We start from the raw sequence: 16,416 nt of genomic DNA, 5'->3' as shown, positions 1-16,416 counted from the left end.
CTCGTCAGCGTGTTAGGCCGCGTAGGTGTTCAGTACCTCGCGGACTTCGGGCACGTCGCCGTACGGCTCCAGCTTGGTGAGGACGACCCCATTTCGCTGGGCCGTCCGGTCGCTGGCGAAGTCGGCCGAGAGGTCGAGCATCCGCCGCGCGGTCCCGGCGGCCTCCTCCGGCTCGTTCGCGTCCACCAGGGCCACGGCGAGCCACGAGAGATACAGCGCCAACTCTCGTGTGTGTGTCGAGTCGTACCGGCTGAGTACCTCTTGCAGGAGTGGCACGGCGCGCAACGGCTTGCGAAGTTCCGTGTAGACGCGGGCGTCCATCACGTCGAGTTCCTCGGGCGAGACCCAATACGCCCACTCGGGCGACTCCTGCGAGTCCTCGCCAGCCATCGCCTCATGCGCCTCCGCGAGAGCGCGCATCGCTGGTTGGGCGTCGCCTGTCTTGGCATGTGCCCACGCGACTCGGTCAAGGTAGAGCGCGCGGGCCTTGGCCGGTGCGTCCGGTCCTGCCTCGTCCAGCGCGGCACGGGCGAGACTGACGCCGTCGTCTTCGTGGTCGGTGTTGGAGAGCTGATAGGCCAGACTCCCGGCAAGGTTGCCCACGAGAGCCAGGTCCCCGGCCTCTCTGGCGGCTGAGACTCCGAGCCGGTAAGCGCGTGCGGCCTGGTCGTGCTCGCCCGCGTCGCTGGCGATCCATCCCGTGATCTGGGCTATCTCTCCAATGCTGCTGAGAAGCGAGCGGCCGGTCTCCTCGGAATGCGTCGTCTCGCGGTAGAGCCGAACGGCTCCGTCCAACTCCCGGAGCGCGGGGGCGAGTAGATCACCACCGGCTATGACGTCGTCGGCGAGCCGTAGGCCGTGCGCACGGTCGGCGAGCGCGGCCGCCGTGGTGGCTCCGACCCGGCGGCCTGCACTGCTGGCCACCGGTCCAAGGTCGACACTGTCGGGCAGGAAGTAAGCGAGCGCCTCGGCCGGACTGCGCAACTCCGTGCCGATGTCCTCGCCTCGCGCATGGGCTGCTGCTCGCTCAAGAGTGTCGAGCGGCACGCTTAGGGCCGTCGCTAGGGCGGGGAGCCACACGTCAGGAAGGCGCTCGCCTCGTTCCCATCGGCTGATCTCGTGGCGGGTCACTGAGGCGGTGCCAGAGATCCGGCAAAGCGTCTCCGCTAACTGCCGCTGGCTCTTGCCCGCGTCTCGGCGCAACCTTGCGAGGTACGCGCCGAACCGCTTGCGTTTCGCGTCGCCCACGCTGGCCCCCTCTCTCCCTCAAGTCTGGCCCCTCCCAGGCCCCCTGTCTGGTGCCTCTGGGGGACCCGGTGAGAAAGACAAGCTCAGAGCCATGGAAACGCGGCGTGCATCGCCGGTCAACCTTGATCGGCGCCTGCCTCGCCCGGTCCATCCCCCGGCCCTGCTGAAAGGACAGTCCATGGCAACGGAGACAACTGAGGTGACGGAGGTGCGGCGGCTGCGTATCTGGGCATTGGCACAAGCGCTCAAGTCGCACGGGTACGCGGTGGAGGTGGCCGAGTCCGACCCGCTGCTGGCCGTCCCTGTCGCGTTCGGGTCGCCGGTAGTGGTGCGCTGCGATCGGCGGGCGGTCTGCGGTGGCGAACTGTGGTTCACGTTCTCCGGTGGCGGTGCGATCGCTCCGGCCGATGACGCCCACGTGCACGACGTGGTCGTGGCGGTGAAGGGCAAACTCGCCGGACAGGCCGATGGGTGACCAAGGATTAGTGACCTGGTACGGGCGGGCCACGGGGATGTGGTGGGCATTGGTCCCCTCGCCAGACGGGGCGCGACTGGTGGAAGCCGCGAACCCTCGCGAGCTTCGGACAGCGATCGAGAACCCTGCGGCGTGGCCATGGCCTCAACACAAGTTCCTCCTCGCTGCCGCCGTTCGTGCGTGTGCTGGAGACGCGACCGAACATGGAAGGCGGGAAGATCGTGGGCCAAGTGCGCCCTCTGAGTGTCCAGGTGGAGCGGCATGTCCTGCGGTGGCGGACCCACCGGGGCGGTGCCACGGCAGAGCGGTATCTGACTCTGCTTGCCGCCGCGCTGGGGCCTCGGGGGTGGCGGCTGGTGCGGCTCTATCGCGCCCAGGGGTTCCCGGTGCCGCTGCTGTGGGTCTACGCCAGCGGCCCCGATGATCACGTCGGGCTCGGCGTCCTGGCCTTGGCCGTTTCGGGCGGTGCGTGGGGCTACCACGCTGCCGAGCATGGGCGACGCGGCTATCTGGCTCCCTGCGGCGACGCGAAAGCAGCGGCCGACCAGGTTGACGCCCTTCTCAAGCACCGCATGTTTCCCGGCACCTGGTAGGCCGCGTGAGGGGTGACCACCGTGGGGTGGGCTCCGGGAGGTTGCTCCTCGTCCTGATGATGACGCGCGTGGCTCTGTTGCGAACCACAGACCGCTGCGCGTCGTCGTCTGCCCCGCCTCTCTGCTTCCCCCGGAGTAGAGAGGCGGGGCCACTTATGACCGCTGAGTTGAGGGCCGCGGCTTCCCTTGCGTGCTGGCATGGTCGGGGCCGGTCGATGGCCGTAGGCCACCCCGTAGGGGCGACCGGAGGGAGTCAGCCGGCGCCGTTGCGGCAATTCCGTCTCAAGCGTCGCCCGACCTGGAAGCCGCTGCCCGGCACCTGTGCGACAAGCCGCCGCGCGGGGCCTGCCTCGGCTTGCGCGCTGCGGGACGGGCGGGCCGTCCACGGCAGGGCGGGGCGGTGGTCGGGGCCGCGCCGCGAACGGCCCCCAAGGCCGCACGCGCAAGGCGCGGCGGCCGTCCACGGTCCCGCCCTGCGGTGGACGGGCCCAACCCCGCTCCCGCCCCGCGCCCTCCCCTGACGAGATCAGTCCCTGAGCGTCGGATGTGCCGCGCGTTGAAGCTGGACGGTTCCGGACTTGCACGGGGGCGGGGCCTCGTAGCCTTGACCGGCGGACGGGCAGCACCTGCCTGCCCGCAATGGCCCGTCGCGAGGCCCCGCGAGGGGTCCCCGTGCAAGTCGGGAACCGGCCAGCGGCGCCCCACCCCAAGCGAACGAATATGGCCGAGCCATTCGCCCGGCGTCCCTCGCAAGCTCATCCGGGCCCTCGGCGCATTCACGCCGCCCGGAGCGCACGCCTTGAGTGCGAAGGCCGAGGGTTGCGTAATGCCGCCCCACGCCCACCCCAGGATGATGGGCGACACGCCGACCGCTGATCGATGTGGAGACCACACTGCACCGTAGGCTAACCCTCAGCTTGGCGTCTTGATCATCTCTTACCTCCTGTCGAGTACCCGTATACGGCACTCGATCACGAGAGGAGGTGAGCACCAAGTGGGGGATGACCCTCGCTGGTGGCGAAGTCGCCGGGCATGGTTAGAGGCGGCACCTGACGCACTGGTCGTCGCGGCGGCTGTGATAGAGCTGTTCCGCGTCGTATTTGGTCAGTAGCGCCAGGCACCGCCACCGCTAATCCGGGGTCGCCTGGCACCCAGCCAGGCGGCTCCGTCTTCCGTGACACGACCGCATGGCGCTAAGTCATGTGCACACGCCCAAGATACATCCGACCAGGATTCCCCCCTCGGCTCCTCCAGGGCGTGGCGCCAAATTCATGTATTGTTTTATCCGTCGATGCACGTGCATTAGCACGTGCATCGAACCTGAGGCAGCCTCACAGAGGCTGCCCGGGCGAAGCTCGCGGCAATCCCCTCACCGTGTACCGGCTGACAGGCTCCTGACCGCCGATCACGCGGGCCGCGTAGCGGCCCTTGACCTTGTAGTGAAACTCCTCGACGCCGGGTGGTCTGGGCTAGCTCGCCTTGCTGTCCTCGTCACGCTCGGTGAGCTGATTCCTGATGGCTCTCGCCTTCTGAACCCGGTTGCGGGCCTGCTCTGCCCAGAAGTGCTCTCCATGCATGAGGCCGCTTCCGAGGTACTTCCATTGGCCGGTGGTCACGGTGGCGCGGTTGGGGTCAAGCTCGGGTTGTCCTGCGGCCTCGCGGGCTGCTTGGGCGGCGTGGTCGGCGCGAGCCTGGCGTAGCTGGGTGAGTGTGACCGAGTAGCGGCGCGACTTGGAAGAGAAGTGCCCGCCGTACCCCAGCATGTGAGCCCAGTTGCGTAGCCGTAGGTCGTGGTACTCGGGTAGGTCGGCCAGTGCGAAGCACGTCCAGATCATGCGGCGGGCGTGCTCGGACACCTTCAACGAGTTGATCTGTGTCGCGTACCGGATGGGGCGGTCTACCGTGCCGGAGTCTTCGGCGCCCTTGGTGGCGTACTTGGCGATGTAGCGGGCCACGTGCTTGTCGGCGATGCCGTCCAGGTCGGCGGCCACCTGGATGGACTGGGTGTCGAGCTGGCGCCCCCAGCGCAGCATGAGCGGCGGGCTTGTCCCGTCCGGGTGCGCGGCTGGGACCTCGACCTGCGCGGCGGCCGTGCGAAGGGTGCGCTCCAGTAGTTCGGAGGTGGCCCATGCGGGCGGCGGTTGGTCGGGGCCGTCCGGTCCGTCCAGGCGCACCACCGCGTGGAAGTGGATCAACCCGCGTCGCTGGTACTCGATGACACGGGCATACGACACGCGGGCCTGCTCGCGTAGGGCCTTGTGGGTGATGCCCAACTCGGCGGTGATCAGCCTCGGGACGGTGAGGGTGAGGCGTCGCCAGAGTTCGGGCGCGTGGGCATTCCACAGGACGGCGGCCGGGTAGTCGTAGCAGTCTCGGCAGATCGGCTGCCCTGCCTGCGGGTCGTCGGCCTCGTGTCGCGCTCGGCATCCTTCCGGGCGGCCGTGCGGACACACCGGGTCGTCCCGGCGGGGGCGGCACGGCTGGGGCTTCCCGGCCTTCTCCCGGCGCGCGTGAACGGCACCGAACGAGGGTGCGGTCAGGGTGAGGAACACTCGCGGGTGCTGGCTGACCTCCTCCGGGACGCCCTTCCCTCCGGTCAGGCCGGAGATGATCAGGTGATAGGTGTCGTCCCGGTAGACCTCGGCGCACGCGGCGCAACGGGACGCACGGCGGTTCCCGCACGCAGTGATCAGGAACCCGGTCGGCTCGTCGGCGGTCGAGTACGACTCGATCAACTCGCCGGTCTCGCCGTCCAGCGTGATCCGCTCGCCGCGTAGCCGTACCGGCTGCTCGCACCCTCCGGCGGACTTGATCATCTGGTGCCAGCGGTCGAAGTCCGGCATGGCGGCGCGCTGGACGGCGGCGTCTAGTTCGGGCGGTAGTTCGGGCATCTGTGGGGCGCTCATGCCGCGTCCCGCAGCGTCTCGGGGGCCTGGTCGTCCTCGGCCTGGTCCTGCTCTGCCGGGTCACCTTCGGGGGACAGCGCCAACCCGAAGATCATTCCAACCTGCCGCCACTTGGCGTCTGACCAGTGCGGCGATGTGCTGGCCTGACGCTTGCCCCATGCGATTGCTTCCGGGCTGGGCCTCAACCCGTGACTCCTCTCCCTGGCTACGGCTAGGGAGCGCGCGGCGATCTCCGGGACTGAAGACACTCCGACCTACGGGCAGGCTGACGCCTACTCGTTCTTGTCGGTGCTTCGCGCGAGTGGCCTTCTTCATGTGCCGTGTTAGCCAGGGCTGTTCGTTTTAGGTAGCTATTCGCGGGACGAGTCCCGCCCGGGCGCGCACCCGGTCTTACGTGCCAAGAGCCCACCTTGGCGATCTGTGTATTTAGTGTTTTGCGGCTTTCCGCTTGGATCGAGGTACCTCACGGGACCTCCGCGACGGGAGCCGACCCCGTCCGCCACTCGCTTGTCTCGGAGTCACTGGATGCGGCTCCGGCCTCAACTGTGCCACGCGCACGCGGAGATCAAACCTGCGAAACCCCTGCGCCCGTCGGGGTTCCGAGTGTGTGCGGTTGTCCGTTGGTGACCGCTGGCGTCCGGTGGCGTCCGGTGGTGACTGGTGACATATGGCCACACCCGAAAAGAAAGTGACGCACATCACAGGATGTGCGTCGGATCGCTACGCGGGGAGTGTCACTCTTCGTGGTCGGCAGCAAGGTTGATCAAACCTGCATGAAGTGAAGTACTATTTGTAGTGGTTCTGCATTGAGACGAACTTCGTCCAGCCGTGTGTCTCGGCGGTGTGCTGGGCCTTGGCGAACTGCCACGCGTACATGCTGGACGCCCCGATGTAGCGCGCCTTGCCCGCCCGCACCACGTCGTGCAGGGCCTCCATGGTCTCCTCGATGGGCGTCTCGTAGTCCCAGCGGTGGATCTGGTAGAGGTCGACGTAGTCGGTGCCCAGCCGCCTGAGCGAGGCGTCGATGCCGGCCATGATGTGCTTGCGGGACAGCCCGCGGTCGTTGGGCCCGTCCCCCATGGGCATGCAGACCTTGGTGGCCAGGACGTAGTCGTCGCGCCGGGCGAAGAGCTTCGGGAGCAGGCGCCCGGTGATCTCCTCGCTCACGCCCAGCGAGTAGACGTCGGCGGTGTCGAAGAAGGTGACCCCGCCGTCGACGGCCCGCCGGACGATCGGCTCCGCCTCGTCCTCGCCGAGCGCCCACTTGCGCACCGCGGGGTCGCCGTAGCTCATCATCCCGAGGCAGATCCGCGAGACCTTCAGTCCGGTGGTGCCGAGCCGTACCTGTTCCATGGGCAACTCCTCTCAACCCCTCCACGGTGCCGCGCCGCCCCGCGCATCACCACCCCCGCCGGCCGACTTCCGCGCCCGTCCCGCGACGGCCGCAACCGGGGCGGGGGCTTCGGGAGAGAGGAGGGTGTCAGCATCCTCTAGGCCCGGAGAGGCACTCCATGAAGACACGCGCATGCACGCGGTGAGCCGTGCCGAGGGCGAACAGCTGGACGATTCCCGGATCGTCGCCGCGTCGCTGGACGACCCCGAGGCGTTCGGCGAGTTGTTCCGCCGCCACGCGCCGCGGCTGCACGCCTATATAAAGCGGCGGCTGGGGCCGGCCCTCGCGGACGACCTGGTGTCGGAGGCGTTCGCGACCGCGTTCCGGCAGCGGGCGAGGTTCGACGGGCGCCGGGAGTTCGGCGCCTGGCTGTGGGGCATCGCCGCCAACCTGATCGCCCGGCACCACCGCCAGGAGACCCGCATGTACCGGGCGTTCGCCCGGACCGGGACCGACCCCGCCGAGGACGGCGTCGCCGACGTGGCGAGCGACCGCGCGTCGGCCGCCGCGCTCGGGCCGGGCCTCGCGAAGGCGCTCGCGTCGCTGAACGCGCAGGAGCGCCACGCCGTCCTGCTGCTGGCGTGGGCCGAGCTGTCCTACGCCGAGATCGCGACGACGCTCGACCTGCCGCTCGGCACCGTCAAGGCCAAGATCCACCGGGCCCGGAAGAAGCTCCGCAAGGCCCTTCCCCAGGAGGAGACCCATGGATGAGCTCGACGCCCTGCGGGGCATGCGGACGGCGCTGGCCGAGGAGGAGAGCCCGGAGCGCCTCGCCCTGCGCACCGACTGGCGGAGCGGCCCCCGGGAGCGGCCCCGGCGCGGCCTGAAGATGCCGCTGATCGCGGTCGCGGCGACCGCCGCCGTCACCGCCGGGGCGGTCACCGCCGTCGTCCTGCAGCCCGGAGAGGACCCGGCCCCCGGCCGGCACGGGACCACGGTCATCACCCCCGGGAACGCCCTGCTGGTGGCCGCGACCAACGCGCAGAAGGCGCCCAATGGGCGCTACTGGCACACCAAGACCGTCATGGGCGACGTCTACGCGGTCGGCAAGAGCGCGTCGGACCACTACAAGGTGGATTCGCGGCAGGGCAATGAGACGTGGATCGACGCCGCCGGGCTCAGCCGCCTCACCCACATCGACATGCCCGACGTCCCCCTCACCGCGCAGGACAGGGAGAAGTGGAGGGCGGCGGGTTCGCCCGAATGGGTCACCATTCCGAACCCGGAAGGAGGAGACGCCGAGTTCCGCCTGGACATGGCGGAGCGCACCGGTGGCCGTGTGCCGTGGCCGGCGTCCGTCGAACGGTTCTACGGCATGACGCCGCGCCAGATCGCCGAGCTGCCCACGAGCCCGGAGGAACTGGAGAAGGTGCTGCTGAACCTCAAGGGGCACTGGCACGCCGTCTCGACCGACGGTGAGAGGGAGGAGCCGATCCGCGCCCTGCGGGGGCAGGAGCGGATCCGGGCGCTGAGCGACGTGGCCGGGACCCTGCTGTCCACCGCGCCCGCGCCGCCCGCGGTGCGCGCGGCGGTGTTCCGGATGCTGGCGGGCCTGCCCGGCGTCAAGGCCGAGGGCCCGGCGACCGACCCGCTCGGCCGGCCCGGGACGGCGGTGTCGCTGCCGCTGAAGACGACCGCGCCGCTCGGCCTGTTCACGGCGCCGAAGCAGCTCGGCACCTACCGGCGCCAGTTCATCGTCGCCCCGGACACCGGTTCGCTGCTGGCGATCCGCGACCTGGTCGCGACCCCGCCGCACGGCAGCCGGCCGCTCCCCCCGGGCGACAACGGCAAGCCGCGCTCCTTGAAGGCGGAGAACATGCCCGACCGCTTCCACAAGCCCGGCGAGCTGGCCGCGTACAAGGCGTTCGAAGTCGCCGAATGGACCAACGCCCAGCCCCCGCGCTGACCCTTGCCTGAAGGGCCCGTCCCACCCGGGACGGGCCTTCCGCATGCGGCGGGCCTGTGGAGCCGTGGCTCGGCTCAGTCCCACCAGAACGACCAGGTGTTCACTCCTTGGATCGCCTTCGCGTACTCACGCAGGGTCTCCGACCCCTGCTGGACGTTGTCGGGGCAGAAGGCGAAGTGCTCCGCGGCCACGTGCAGGGCGTGCTCCTCGGTGACGGGCGGCGCGGCGACGCTCACGTCCAGCGTGTCGAACCCGACCCGGACCGCCCGGACCCCGAACCGGTCCTCCCAGCTCCGCAGCATCGCCGACAGCGGGGACGGCGGATGGTGGTTGACCGGCCCCTGCCAGCCCATGATCGCGAGGGTGTCGGCGCTCCGGGCCGCCGCGACCAGGCCGAAGGGTTCGAGGTCCTCGAAGTCGTAGCCGATGTCCTCCTCGCCCTCCTCGTCGGCGGCCCATTCGTCCCATTCCGCGCGCATGAACTCGGCCGGGTCGCACCGGTCGATCTGCGCCGCCGATTCCGGGATCACGTCTCCGACCGTCCAGGGGGCTCCCGGGGTCCCGAACGTGCCGGGCACCAGGAGCAGCGGCCAGAGCCCCAAGGCCGGGTGAGCCGCCCGCAGCCGGCGCCACAGGTCGGCGGAGGCTGGCGCGTCGCTCAGCCAGTACGCGGGTCGCTCGACGGGTGGCAGGCCGAAATCCGTGTACGTCGGCGCGAACGGCCGGACCAGACGCCCGGCAGGAAGCCCGAGCTCAAGGGCACGCCCATCCGCACCATGGGTGAACAGGGCGGCGAGGTCGGTCATGCCCGGTGATGCTGGCACTCGCGTCGGACATTCCGGCGGTCAGCGGTCGGTCTTCCAGGGGTGGTCCGTGGCGGGGTGCCGTGGGTGAGGATGTGCCGGACGATGCGGAGCGCGTCCGGCAGTGGGACCGTGTCCTCGTCCGGGTACTCGTCGTGCTGGCCGTTGGACAGGACGAAGCCGTCGCTCCAGCCGTCCGCTCCAGGGCTCACCGCGTGCTCGCCGGGGTCGCCTTCACCGTCCAGCAGCATGACCATCGCCCGCCGCGTGTTGGTCACGACGGCGAGGAGCCTGCCGGACGAGCTGGTCAGCCAGAATTCGAGCGTTCCCCGTCCAATCCTCGCGCGTAGCTCGTCTATCGCCGCGTCGGGGGTGAGCGGTGCGGCGCCGTCGAATCTCCACGACTCGGTCACTGTCACACCTTCTCTCTGCGGCCGGGCATGAGCGGGCTCAGCGTACGAGTGATGAGTTGTTGCGCCCGCTTGCGTCATACCTGTGATGGAAGGCAACGAGGGAAGGATGACGCGATGAGGGCGGACACGTGGCTGGAGGAGCTGAGCGTGAGCGGTCTGGGCGAGGTCGACGAGCCGGCGTTCACGGGGCTGGCGGAGCGGCACCGGCGGGAGCTGCACGTGCACTGCTACCGGATGCTCGGGTCGTTCGAGGACGCCGAGGACACCGTGCAGGAGACGTTCCTGCGCGCCTGGCGGCGGCGCGAGACCTTCGAGGGGCGGTCGACGTTCCGGGCCTGGCTGTACCGGATCGCCACCAACGCCTGCCTGGACCTGCTCGCCAAGCGCCGCCCGGAGCCCGCGAGCGGCGGTGAGGTGCCGTGGTTGCAGCCCTACCCGGACCGGCTGCTGGACGAGCTGCCCGCGGGCGACGCGGACGAGCCGGAGGCCGTCGCCCTCGCGCGGGAGACGATCGAGCTGGCGTACCTGGTCGCGGTCCAGCACCTGGCGCCGCGCCCGCGGGCCGCGCTGATCCTGCGGGACGTGGTCGGCTGGCCGGCGAAGGACGTCGCGGAGCTGCTGGGCGACTCGGTCAACTCCGTGAACAGCGCGCTGCAGCGGGCCCGCGCCGGCATGCGGGAGCACCTGCCCGCCGAGCGGCAGGACTGGACCGGCGGCGAGGAGGACACCGGGACGCGCGAGGTGGTGCGCCGCTTCACCGAAGCCAGCGTGGCCACCGACATCAACGCGCTCGCCGCCCTGCTGCGCGACGACGTCCGGTGCTCGATGCCGCCCACTCCGGGCCTGCAGGTCGGCCGCGACGCGGTGGTGAACGACTGGGTCGAGGACGGCTTCGTGGGCATGACGGGCCTGCGCGCCGTCCCCACCTCCGTGAACCGGCAGCCCGCCCTCGGCTTCTACCAGTGGCGGGAGCGTGAGGGCGCCTACCTGCCGCTGACGATCGACGTCCTGCGCATCACCGGCGGCGCGATCAGCGAGATCACCACGTTCCACGCCGACCAGTTCCCGCGCCTCGGGCTGCCCGAGCGCCTGCCGGCCGACGGCACGGAGTAGCCCCGCCCTGCGCAGCCCCCGCCGTCGCACGGCGCGGGGTGCGCTTCGCCCCCCTTTGTGTCAGGCACTGTGCCAGGCACCGCCCGTTGGAGGACGGCATGAACGTCATCGCAGCCCCCGCATCGCCCCACCGATTCCGCAGACTCACCGGTACCGGCCTCGTCGCCGCGCTCGCGGCGATGGCGGCCACCACCCTCGCCGCCGCACTCGCTCAGGCCGGCGGCGTCGACTTCGAGATCCCCGACGGCGGCGAGCAGATCCCGCTGCCCGGGTTCGCCGTGGTGACCGGGTTCTTCTCGGTCGTGGGCATCGCCATCGCCGCCGCCCTCCTCCGCTGGAGCGCTCGTCCCGCCGCGCGGTTCGTGTGGACGGCGGTATCGCTGACGGCGGTCTCGTTGGTCCCGCCTCTCGTCTCGGGGGCGAGCACCGCCACCACCGCGACCCTCCTCGTGCTGCATCTCGTCCCCGCGGCGGTGATGATCCCCGCGCTGGCGCGCGGCCTCCGCGTCCCCGGCGGCCGGACGGGATATCCCTCGCACGACTGAGGCGATCATGCCCGGTCCGGCCGCGATACTGGGTGAATGTCCGATCGGCTCCGTGGTTTCGGTCTCTCCCCGCGCGCGGGGGCCGGCCGTCTCGTGGACGTGCTGGTCGCCGCCGCCGTCGCGGTGCCGGTGTTCGTGCCGTTCGCCACGGCGCCGGAGGTGTCGCCGCTCGGCGTGGTGTTCAACCTCGGCACGGTCGTGCCGCTGGTGTGGCGGCGGCGGGCGCCGTTCGCGGTCGCGCTGGCCGTGGCGTCCTTCGCCATGGCCGTGTCGCTGTACGACCGGCCCGGCCAGGCGTTGCAGTACGGCGCGCTGGTGGCCGTCTACACGCTCGCCGACCTCGGGCGGTACCGCTGGCAGCGCTGGGGCTTCATCGCCGTGCTCGTGGCGACGATCCCGCCCGGCGCGCTGCTCATCAAGGACAACGACGCGGCCGAGTTCATGTTCACGCTGCTCCTGCCCATGACGGCGTTCCTGCTGGGGACGCTGGCACGGACCGCGCGGGAGCGGTCGGACGCGCTGGTGGAGCGCTCGGCGCAGCTCGAACGCGAACGCGCGGCCGAGGCGGCGCGGGCGGCGGCGGAGGAGCGGTCCCGCATCGCCCGCGACATGCACGACGTGCTCGCGCACGCCGTCAGCATCATGGTCGTGCAGGCCGAGGCCGGTCCGGTGGTGGTCCGCACCGATCCCGACCGGGCGGAACGGGTCTTCGACGCCATCGCCGACGCGGGCCGGGACGCGATGGCCCAGCTGCGCCGCACGCTGGGCGTCCTCAAGGAGGAGCAGGACCACGGCGTCCGCGCGCCGCAGCCCACCATCGGCGCGCTGCCGGAGCTGGTCGAGCACGTCGACCGCACGCAGGTCCGGGTGCGGCTCACGGTGGAGGGCGCGAGCCGCGCGCTCCCCGCCGACGCCGATCTGGCGGCCTACCGCATCGTCCAGGAGGCGCTCACGAATACGGTGAAGCACGCCAACGCGCGGGAGGCCGAGGTCCGGCTCCGCTGGACCGACCACGAACTGGAGATCACGGTGACCGACGACGGGCAGGGCGGTGGCGGCGCCGACGCGGGATGGCGGCGCGGGGGCAGCGGCCTCATCGGCATCCGGGAGCGCGTCGCCGCCTGCGGCGGGACGGCCGAGGCCGGTCCCCGGCCGGGCGGCGGGTTCCGCGTCCTGGCGCGGCTCCCCTTCGCGGCGGTGACCGCGTGATCCGGGTCGTGCTCGCCGACGACCAGGAGCTGGTCCGCAGCGGCTTCGCCATGATCCTGGACGCGCAGCCCGACATCGAGGTGGCGGGCGAGGCGGGCGACGGGTCCGCCGCGATCGCCGCCGTGCGCGAGCACGCGCCCGACGTGGCGCTGCTCGACATCCGCATGCCGGGCCTGGACGGCATCGAGGCCGCGAAGGTCGTGTGCGCCGAGACCCCGACCCGCGTGATCATGCTGACCACGTTCGACCAGGACGACTACGTCTACGACGCGCTCTACGCCGGTGCGAGCGGGTTCCTGCTGAAGGACGTGCGCCGCGACGACCTGGTGCACGCGGTGCGGGTGGTGGCGGCGGGGGATTCGCTGCTCGCGCCCGCCGTCACCCGGCGCCTCATCTCCGACATCACCCGGAACCGCCCGCGCTCGGGCGCGACCGCCTCCGACCGCCTGTCGGTGCTGACCGAGCGGGAGCGCGAGACGCTGCGGCTGCTCGGCCGCGGCCTGTCGAACGCGGAGATCGCCGCGGCGATGGTCGTCAGCGAGCACACGGTGAAGACGCACGTGAGCAACGTCCTGTCCAAGCTCGGCATCCGCGACCGCGTCCAGGCCGTGATCGTCGCGTACGAGACCCGGCTGATCGAGCCCTCCTGAGCGGACGTCTCCCTCACGCGAGGGAGCCGGGCCCCGGTCCTCCCCCGCGCGACCGATGCCCGAAGACCGCTCGCGGCGGCGATCCGCCGGGAACCCCTCTCCTCCGAGGATCGAGATCACCAGAACGCAGGTCTCGAACTCCGGGAGAACCGCATGTCCAGGATCGCCTTCCACCTCGCCCCCGCCCTCATGCTCGCCTATGGGGTCGTCCGGCTCATCGACGGCCGCGACGGGCAGCACGGGCCCGGCCCCGCCTGGACGGTCGGCCACGTGCTCTTCCTCGGCTCCCTCCTGCTGTACGGAGGGGTGATCGCGGGCCTGTACGGCCGCGTCCGGGCCGCGTCCGGCGGCACCGCGAGCCGGGTCGTCGCGGGCGTCACGACCGTGGTCGCCGCGCTCGGGCTGGCGACGTTCGTCCGCGTCGCGGTCATCGACATCGTCGTCGGCCTGCGGGCCGCGGACCCCGCCGAGAAGAGCATGCTCGCCGACCGGTACGCCGACGTCCCCGCCGTCCTGCCCCAGGCCGTCTACGAGATCGGCCCGGTGTTCTTCATGCTCGGGCTGCTGGCGCTGCTCGTCCAGTTCGCGGTCACGGCTCCGGGACGCAAGGCCGTGGCCGCCCTCAGCCCCGTCCTGGTCACCCTCGGATTCGTCGCCATCACGCTCGACCTGAACCTGCTCCCGGCGGGCGCGGCACTGATCTGGCTCGCTCTCGTCCCGTGCATCCGCGTCCAGGGCTCGCCCGCCCCGGCACGCTCTGGGGCCGGCGCCCGCGCCACGGCCTAGTGCGGGCCTGCGGCCTAGTGCGGGCCTGCCGACATGCGAAGGGGCCCGTCCCCCCCGGACGGGCCCCTTGCCGGTGCGGCGGTCAGCCGAAGGCGGAGCACTCCACCACGGCGCGCCGTTCGGTCATGCCCTGCTGGACCGAAGTCTTCACGCAGGACTGCTGCTTCTCGGTCAGCTTCGGCTGGCCGCACTCCGTGACGCTGGAGTACGTGCGGCAGTCCTGGCGCGCGTCCTTGCCCTGGGCGGGATCGGCCGCCTGGGCGGCGGCCGCGCCGCCCACGCCCCCGACCCCGACCACGGCTGCGATCAGTGCGCCGGTCATGACCCTCTTCATCTGCTTCGCTCCCCCGTCGCGTACATCAGGCAACGACCACCTTCATCCCCAGGCCCTAACCGCCCAAAACACGACAAAAGGTCAAGAAAAGCGAGTGTCTCCGCAGGTCAAGCCCCGGTGACGGGACGCGGCCTGGCGAACTCGGCGCGGACGCCCAGCAGGCGCACCGGACGGCCGCCGCTGAACCGGCCGAGCGCGGTGAGAGCGGCCTCCTCGATCCGGTCCAGAGCCGTTGTCGGCGCGGCCAGCGTGCTGCCGTGTGTGCGGGTGGTGAACGGCGCGTACCGGACCTTCACGATCACGCGGGCGACCTTCCCGCCGTCGTCCGCCACGTCGTCCGCGACCCGGCGTGCCAGCCGGGAGACTTCGCGGCGCACGTTCTCCCAGTCGTCCAGGTCCTGCTGGAACGTGGTCTCCCGGCCCCGGGAGCGCGGGACGTGCGGGGCATCGCTCACCGGCGAGCCGTCCAGGCCCCGGGCGAGCCGCACCAGCCACGGGCCGGTCGCCGGGCCGAACCGCTCGGCGAGCGCGCCCGGGTCGGCCGTCGCGAGTTCGCGGACCGTGGTGATCTCCAGCTCCTTCAACCGCTTGGCCGTCTTCGCCCCGATGCCCCAGAGCGCGTCGGTCGGCCGGTCGCCGAGGACCGCGAACCAGGTGTTCCCGGTGAGCCGGAAGACGCCGGCCGGCTTGCCGAGACCGGTCGCGATCTTGGCCTGGAGCTTGTTCTCGCCGATGCCCACCGTGCAGTCGAGGCCCGTCGCCGCGTGGACGCGGGCGCGGATCTCCGCCGCCACCGCCTCCGGGTCGCCGTCGACCGCCAGGAACGCCTCGTCCCAGCCGAGCACCTCCACCACGGCGCCGAACCCGCGCAGCGTCTCCATGACCCGCGCCGACACCGACTCGTAGAGCTCGCGGTCCACGGGCAGGAACACCGCGTCCGGGCAGCGCCGCGCCGCCGTGCGGAGCGGCTGCCCCGAGTGGACGCCGTAGGCGCGCGCCTCGTAGGAGGCGGTGCTCACCACGCCGCGCTTCGTCGGATCGCCGTCACCGCCGACGATCACCGGCCGCCCGCGCAACTCCGGCCGGCGCAGCACCTCGACGGCCGCGAGGAACTGGTCCAGATCGACGTGCAGCACCCAGGGAGCCACCCCTCGATTGTGCCCGCTACCAGCGGGAACATCGCTACCGGTCGAGAGCGCGCCTGATCGCCGCCTCCACGGCCGAAGGGCCGTCCGGGTGCAGAGGCCGCGCCGGGCTCAGCTTCGGCTGCCCCAGGAAGCGCGGCCTCGTCCCGGTGTTCGGCTGCCCGGCGTGCACCAGGAACGGGTGGCACAGGTAGACGTCACCCGCACGGCCCGTGGCGTGGACGGTCGGCCGGTGCGCGGTGGCGGCGTCCGCCCGCCGGGCCAGCTCCCGAGCGTCCAGGCCGTGGTCCCCCTCGGGTTCGAGGACGCGTGCGACGTCCAGGTGGGAGCCGGGGCGCAGCCGGGTCGGCCCGTCGTCCGGGCCGACGTCGGAGAGCAGGAAGAACATCAGCAGCGCACGGTCGCGGGACGCGACGTTCGCGCGCCAGGTCATGTAGTCGTCCGGGACGGAACCGGGGCCCGGGAAGCTCACGTCGACGTGCCAGCCGTCCACGACGGCCGACTCGCCGCTCGGGAAACGGATCACGAAGCCGCCGAGGCTGGTGCGGGGCGTCCAGCGCCCCTCTCCCACGAGGGCGTCGAACGCGGCGTGCAGGCGCGGCGTGTTGGCGGCGGCCACGAACGGCGGCTGCGCGTAGTCCGGACGGGCCGCCACCGTGGGCGGCCACGTGGCCGGGTCGCCGGGGTCGGCGCCCAAGTCCTGCCAGATGACGTCCCGGCACTCGGCCGCGACCTCGCCGGGGAACGCGCCCTCGATCCGGACGAACCCGTCCTCGATGAAGGCGTCCAGCCGTGCGGCGTCGAGCATGATCACACGATGCCGAACGGGGCCCCGCCGCCGCCAGCCGTTTTCCGCCGGACGGCCCGCGTGCCGCAGATCACAAGGGCGGAGCTGTC

Annotated in this window: 16 protein-coding genes and 1 pseudogene; 9 read left to right on the top strand and 8 right to left on the bottom strand. The window is 71.5% G+C overall.

What is annotated here, in order from left to right:
• Nucleotides 1-12 precede the first annotated feature (12 nt).
• Nucleotides 13-1,248, bottom strand: coding sequence for a helix-turn-helix transcriptional regulator (locus AB0K34_RS06410; RefSeq protein ID WP_301173921.1), 1,236 nt, complete (start codon nt 1,246-1,248; stop codon nt 13-15).
• 178 nt (nt 1,249-1,426) lie between these two features.
• On the opposite strand from AB0K34_RS06410, the gene AB0K34_RS06405 reads away from it, so the two are divergent.
• On the top strand, nt 1,427-1,723 hold the full coding sequence (locus AB0K34_RS06405) for a hypothetical protein (RefSeq protein ID WP_301173922.1): 297 nt from the start codon (nt 1,427-1,429) through the stop codon (nt 1,721-1,723).
• A gap of 356 nt (nt 1,724-2,079) precedes the next feature.
• Nucleotides 2,080-2,316 (top strand): hypothetical protein, encoded by a 237-nt coding sequence (locus tag AB0K34_RS06400; protein ID WP_301173923.1) that lies wholly within the window; start codon nt 2,080-2,082, stop codon nt 2,314-2,316.
• Nucleotides 2,317-3,785: 1,469 nt separating this feature from the next.
• On the opposite strand, the gene AB0K34_RS06395 is transcribed toward AB0K34_RS06400, so the two are convergent.
• Nucleotides 3,786-5,222 (bottom strand): replication initiator, encoded by a 1,437-nt coding sequence (locus AB0K34_RS06395; RefSeq protein WP_301173924.1) that lies wholly within the window; start codon nt 5,220-5,222, stop codon nt 3,786-3,788.
• A gap of 792 nt (nt 5,223-6,014) precedes the next feature.
• Nucleotides 6,015-6,575, bottom strand: a pseudogene (locus AB0K34_RS06390) (aldo/keto reductase); the annotation flags it as partial.
• 172 nt (nt 6,576-6,747) lie between these two features.
• On the opposite strand from AB0K34_RS06390, the gene AB0K34_RS06385 reads away from it, so the two are divergent.
• Both AB0K34_RS06385 and AB0K34_RS06380 read left to right on the top strand, forming a co-directional pair.
• The gene (locus AB0K34_RS06385; RefSeq protein ID WP_138637349.1) at nt 6,748-7,326 is read left to right on the top strand and encodes an RNA polymerase sigma factor; all 579 of its coding nucleotides are present in this window, start codon (nt 6,748-6,750) and stop codon (nt 7,324-7,326) included.
• Nucleotides 7,319-8,521, top strand: coding sequence for a CU044_5270 family protein (locus AB0K34_RS06380; RefSeq protein WP_138637350.1), 1,203 nt, complete (start codon nt 7,319-7,321; stop codon nt 8,519-8,521). Before AB0K34_RS06385 ends, AB0K34_RS06380 begins: the two co-directional genes overlap by 8 nt.
• A 74-nt stretch (nt 8,522-8,595) precedes the next feature.
• Here AB0K34_RS06380 and AB0K34_RS06375 read toward each other — a convergent pair whose 3' ends face one another.
• A complete protein-coding gene (locus AB0K34_RS06375) occupies nt 8,596-9,327 on the bottom strand; it encodes a DUF4253 domain-containing protein (RefSeq protein ID WP_138637351.1) in 732 nt (243 codons plus the stop codon).
• Complete coding sequence (locus tag AB0K34_RS06370) at nt 9,324-9,737, bottom strand: hypothetical protein (protein ID WP_205719303.1); 414 nt, start codon at nt 9,735-9,737, stop codon at nt 9,324-9,326. Before AB0K34_RS06370 ends, AB0K34_RS06375 begins: the two co-directional genes overlap by 4 nt.
• Nucleotides 9,738-9,851: 114 nt before the next feature.
• Here AB0K34_RS06370 and AB0K34_RS06365 point away from each other — a divergent pair, with 114 nt between their 5' ends.
• From AB0K34_RS06365 to AB0K34_RS06345, 5 genes are all read left to right on the top strand, one after another.
• Complete coding sequence (locus AB0K34_RS06365) at nt 9,852-10,850, top strand: RNA polymerase subunit sigma-70 (protein ID WP_301173925.1); 999 nt, start codon at nt 9,852-9,854, stop codon at nt 10,848-10,850.
• Between the two features lie 98 nt (nt 10,851-10,948).
• Nucleotides 10,949-11,395: a DUF6069 family protein gene (locus AB0K34_RS06360; RefSeq protein WP_301173926.1), complete on the top strand. Its 447-nt coding sequence runs from the start codon at nt 10,949-10,951 to the stop codon at nt 11,393-11,395.
• Between the two features lie 36 nt (nt 11,396-11,431).
• A complete protein-coding gene (locus tag AB0K34_RS06355; protein ID WP_138637354.1) occupies nt 11,432-12,604 on the top strand; it encodes a histidine kinase in 1,173 nt (390 codons plus the stop codon).
• Nucleotides 12,601-13,254 carry a response regulator transcription factor gene (locus AB0K34_RS06350; protein ID WP_364546095.1) on the top strand — a complete coding sequence of 218 codons (654 nt, stop codon included), beginning with the start codon at nt 12,601-12,603 and terminating at the stop codon, nt 13,252-13,254. Before AB0K34_RS06355 ends, AB0K34_RS06350 begins: the two co-directional genes overlap by 4 nt.
• 153 nt (nt 13,255-13,407) lie before the next feature.
• A complete protein-coding gene (locus tag AB0K34_RS06345) occupies nt 13,408-14,040 on the top strand; it encodes a hypothetical protein (protein ID WP_364546092.1) in 633 nt (210 codons plus the stop codon).
• Nucleotides 14,041-14,122: 82 nt separating this feature from the next.
• Here AB0K34_RS06345 and AB0K34_RS06340 read toward each other — a convergent pair whose 3' ends face one another.
• From AB0K34_RS06340 to AB0K34_RS06330, 3 genes are all read right to left on the bottom strand, one after another.
• The gene (locus AB0K34_RS06340; protein WP_138637357.1) at nt 14,123-14,362 is read right to left on the bottom strand and encodes a hypothetical protein; all 240 of its coding nucleotides are present in this window, start codon (nt 14,360-14,362) and stop codon (nt 14,123-14,125) included.
• A 119-nt stretch (nt 14,363-14,481) separates the two neighbouring features.
• Nucleotides 14,482-15,522, bottom strand: a complete 1,041-nt coding sequence (locus AB0K34_RS06335; protein ID WP_364546089.1) for a DNA polymerase IV — start codon at nt 15,520-15,522, stop codon at nt 14,482-14,484.
• A gap of 34 nt (nt 15,523-15,556) precedes the next feature.
• Nucleotides 15,557-16,327: a phytanoyl-CoA dioxygenase family protein gene (locus AB0K34_RS06330; RefSeq protein WP_364546086.1), complete on the bottom strand. Its 771-nt coding sequence runs from the start codon at nt 16,325-16,327 to the stop codon at nt 15,557-15,559.
• Nucleotides 16,328-16,416: the final 89 nt, after the last annotated feature.

The sequence above is a fragment of the Actinomadura sp. NPDC049382 genome, assembly GCF_040677125.1.
In the GTDB taxonomy this organism is placed as follows: Bacteria; Actinomycetota; Actinomycetes; order Streptosporangiales; family Streptosporangiaceae; genus Spirillospora; species Spirillospora geliboluensis.
The sequence above is the reverse complement of the archived record's forward strand: the minus strand, read 5'-3'. Positions and strand labels throughout refer to the sequence as shown.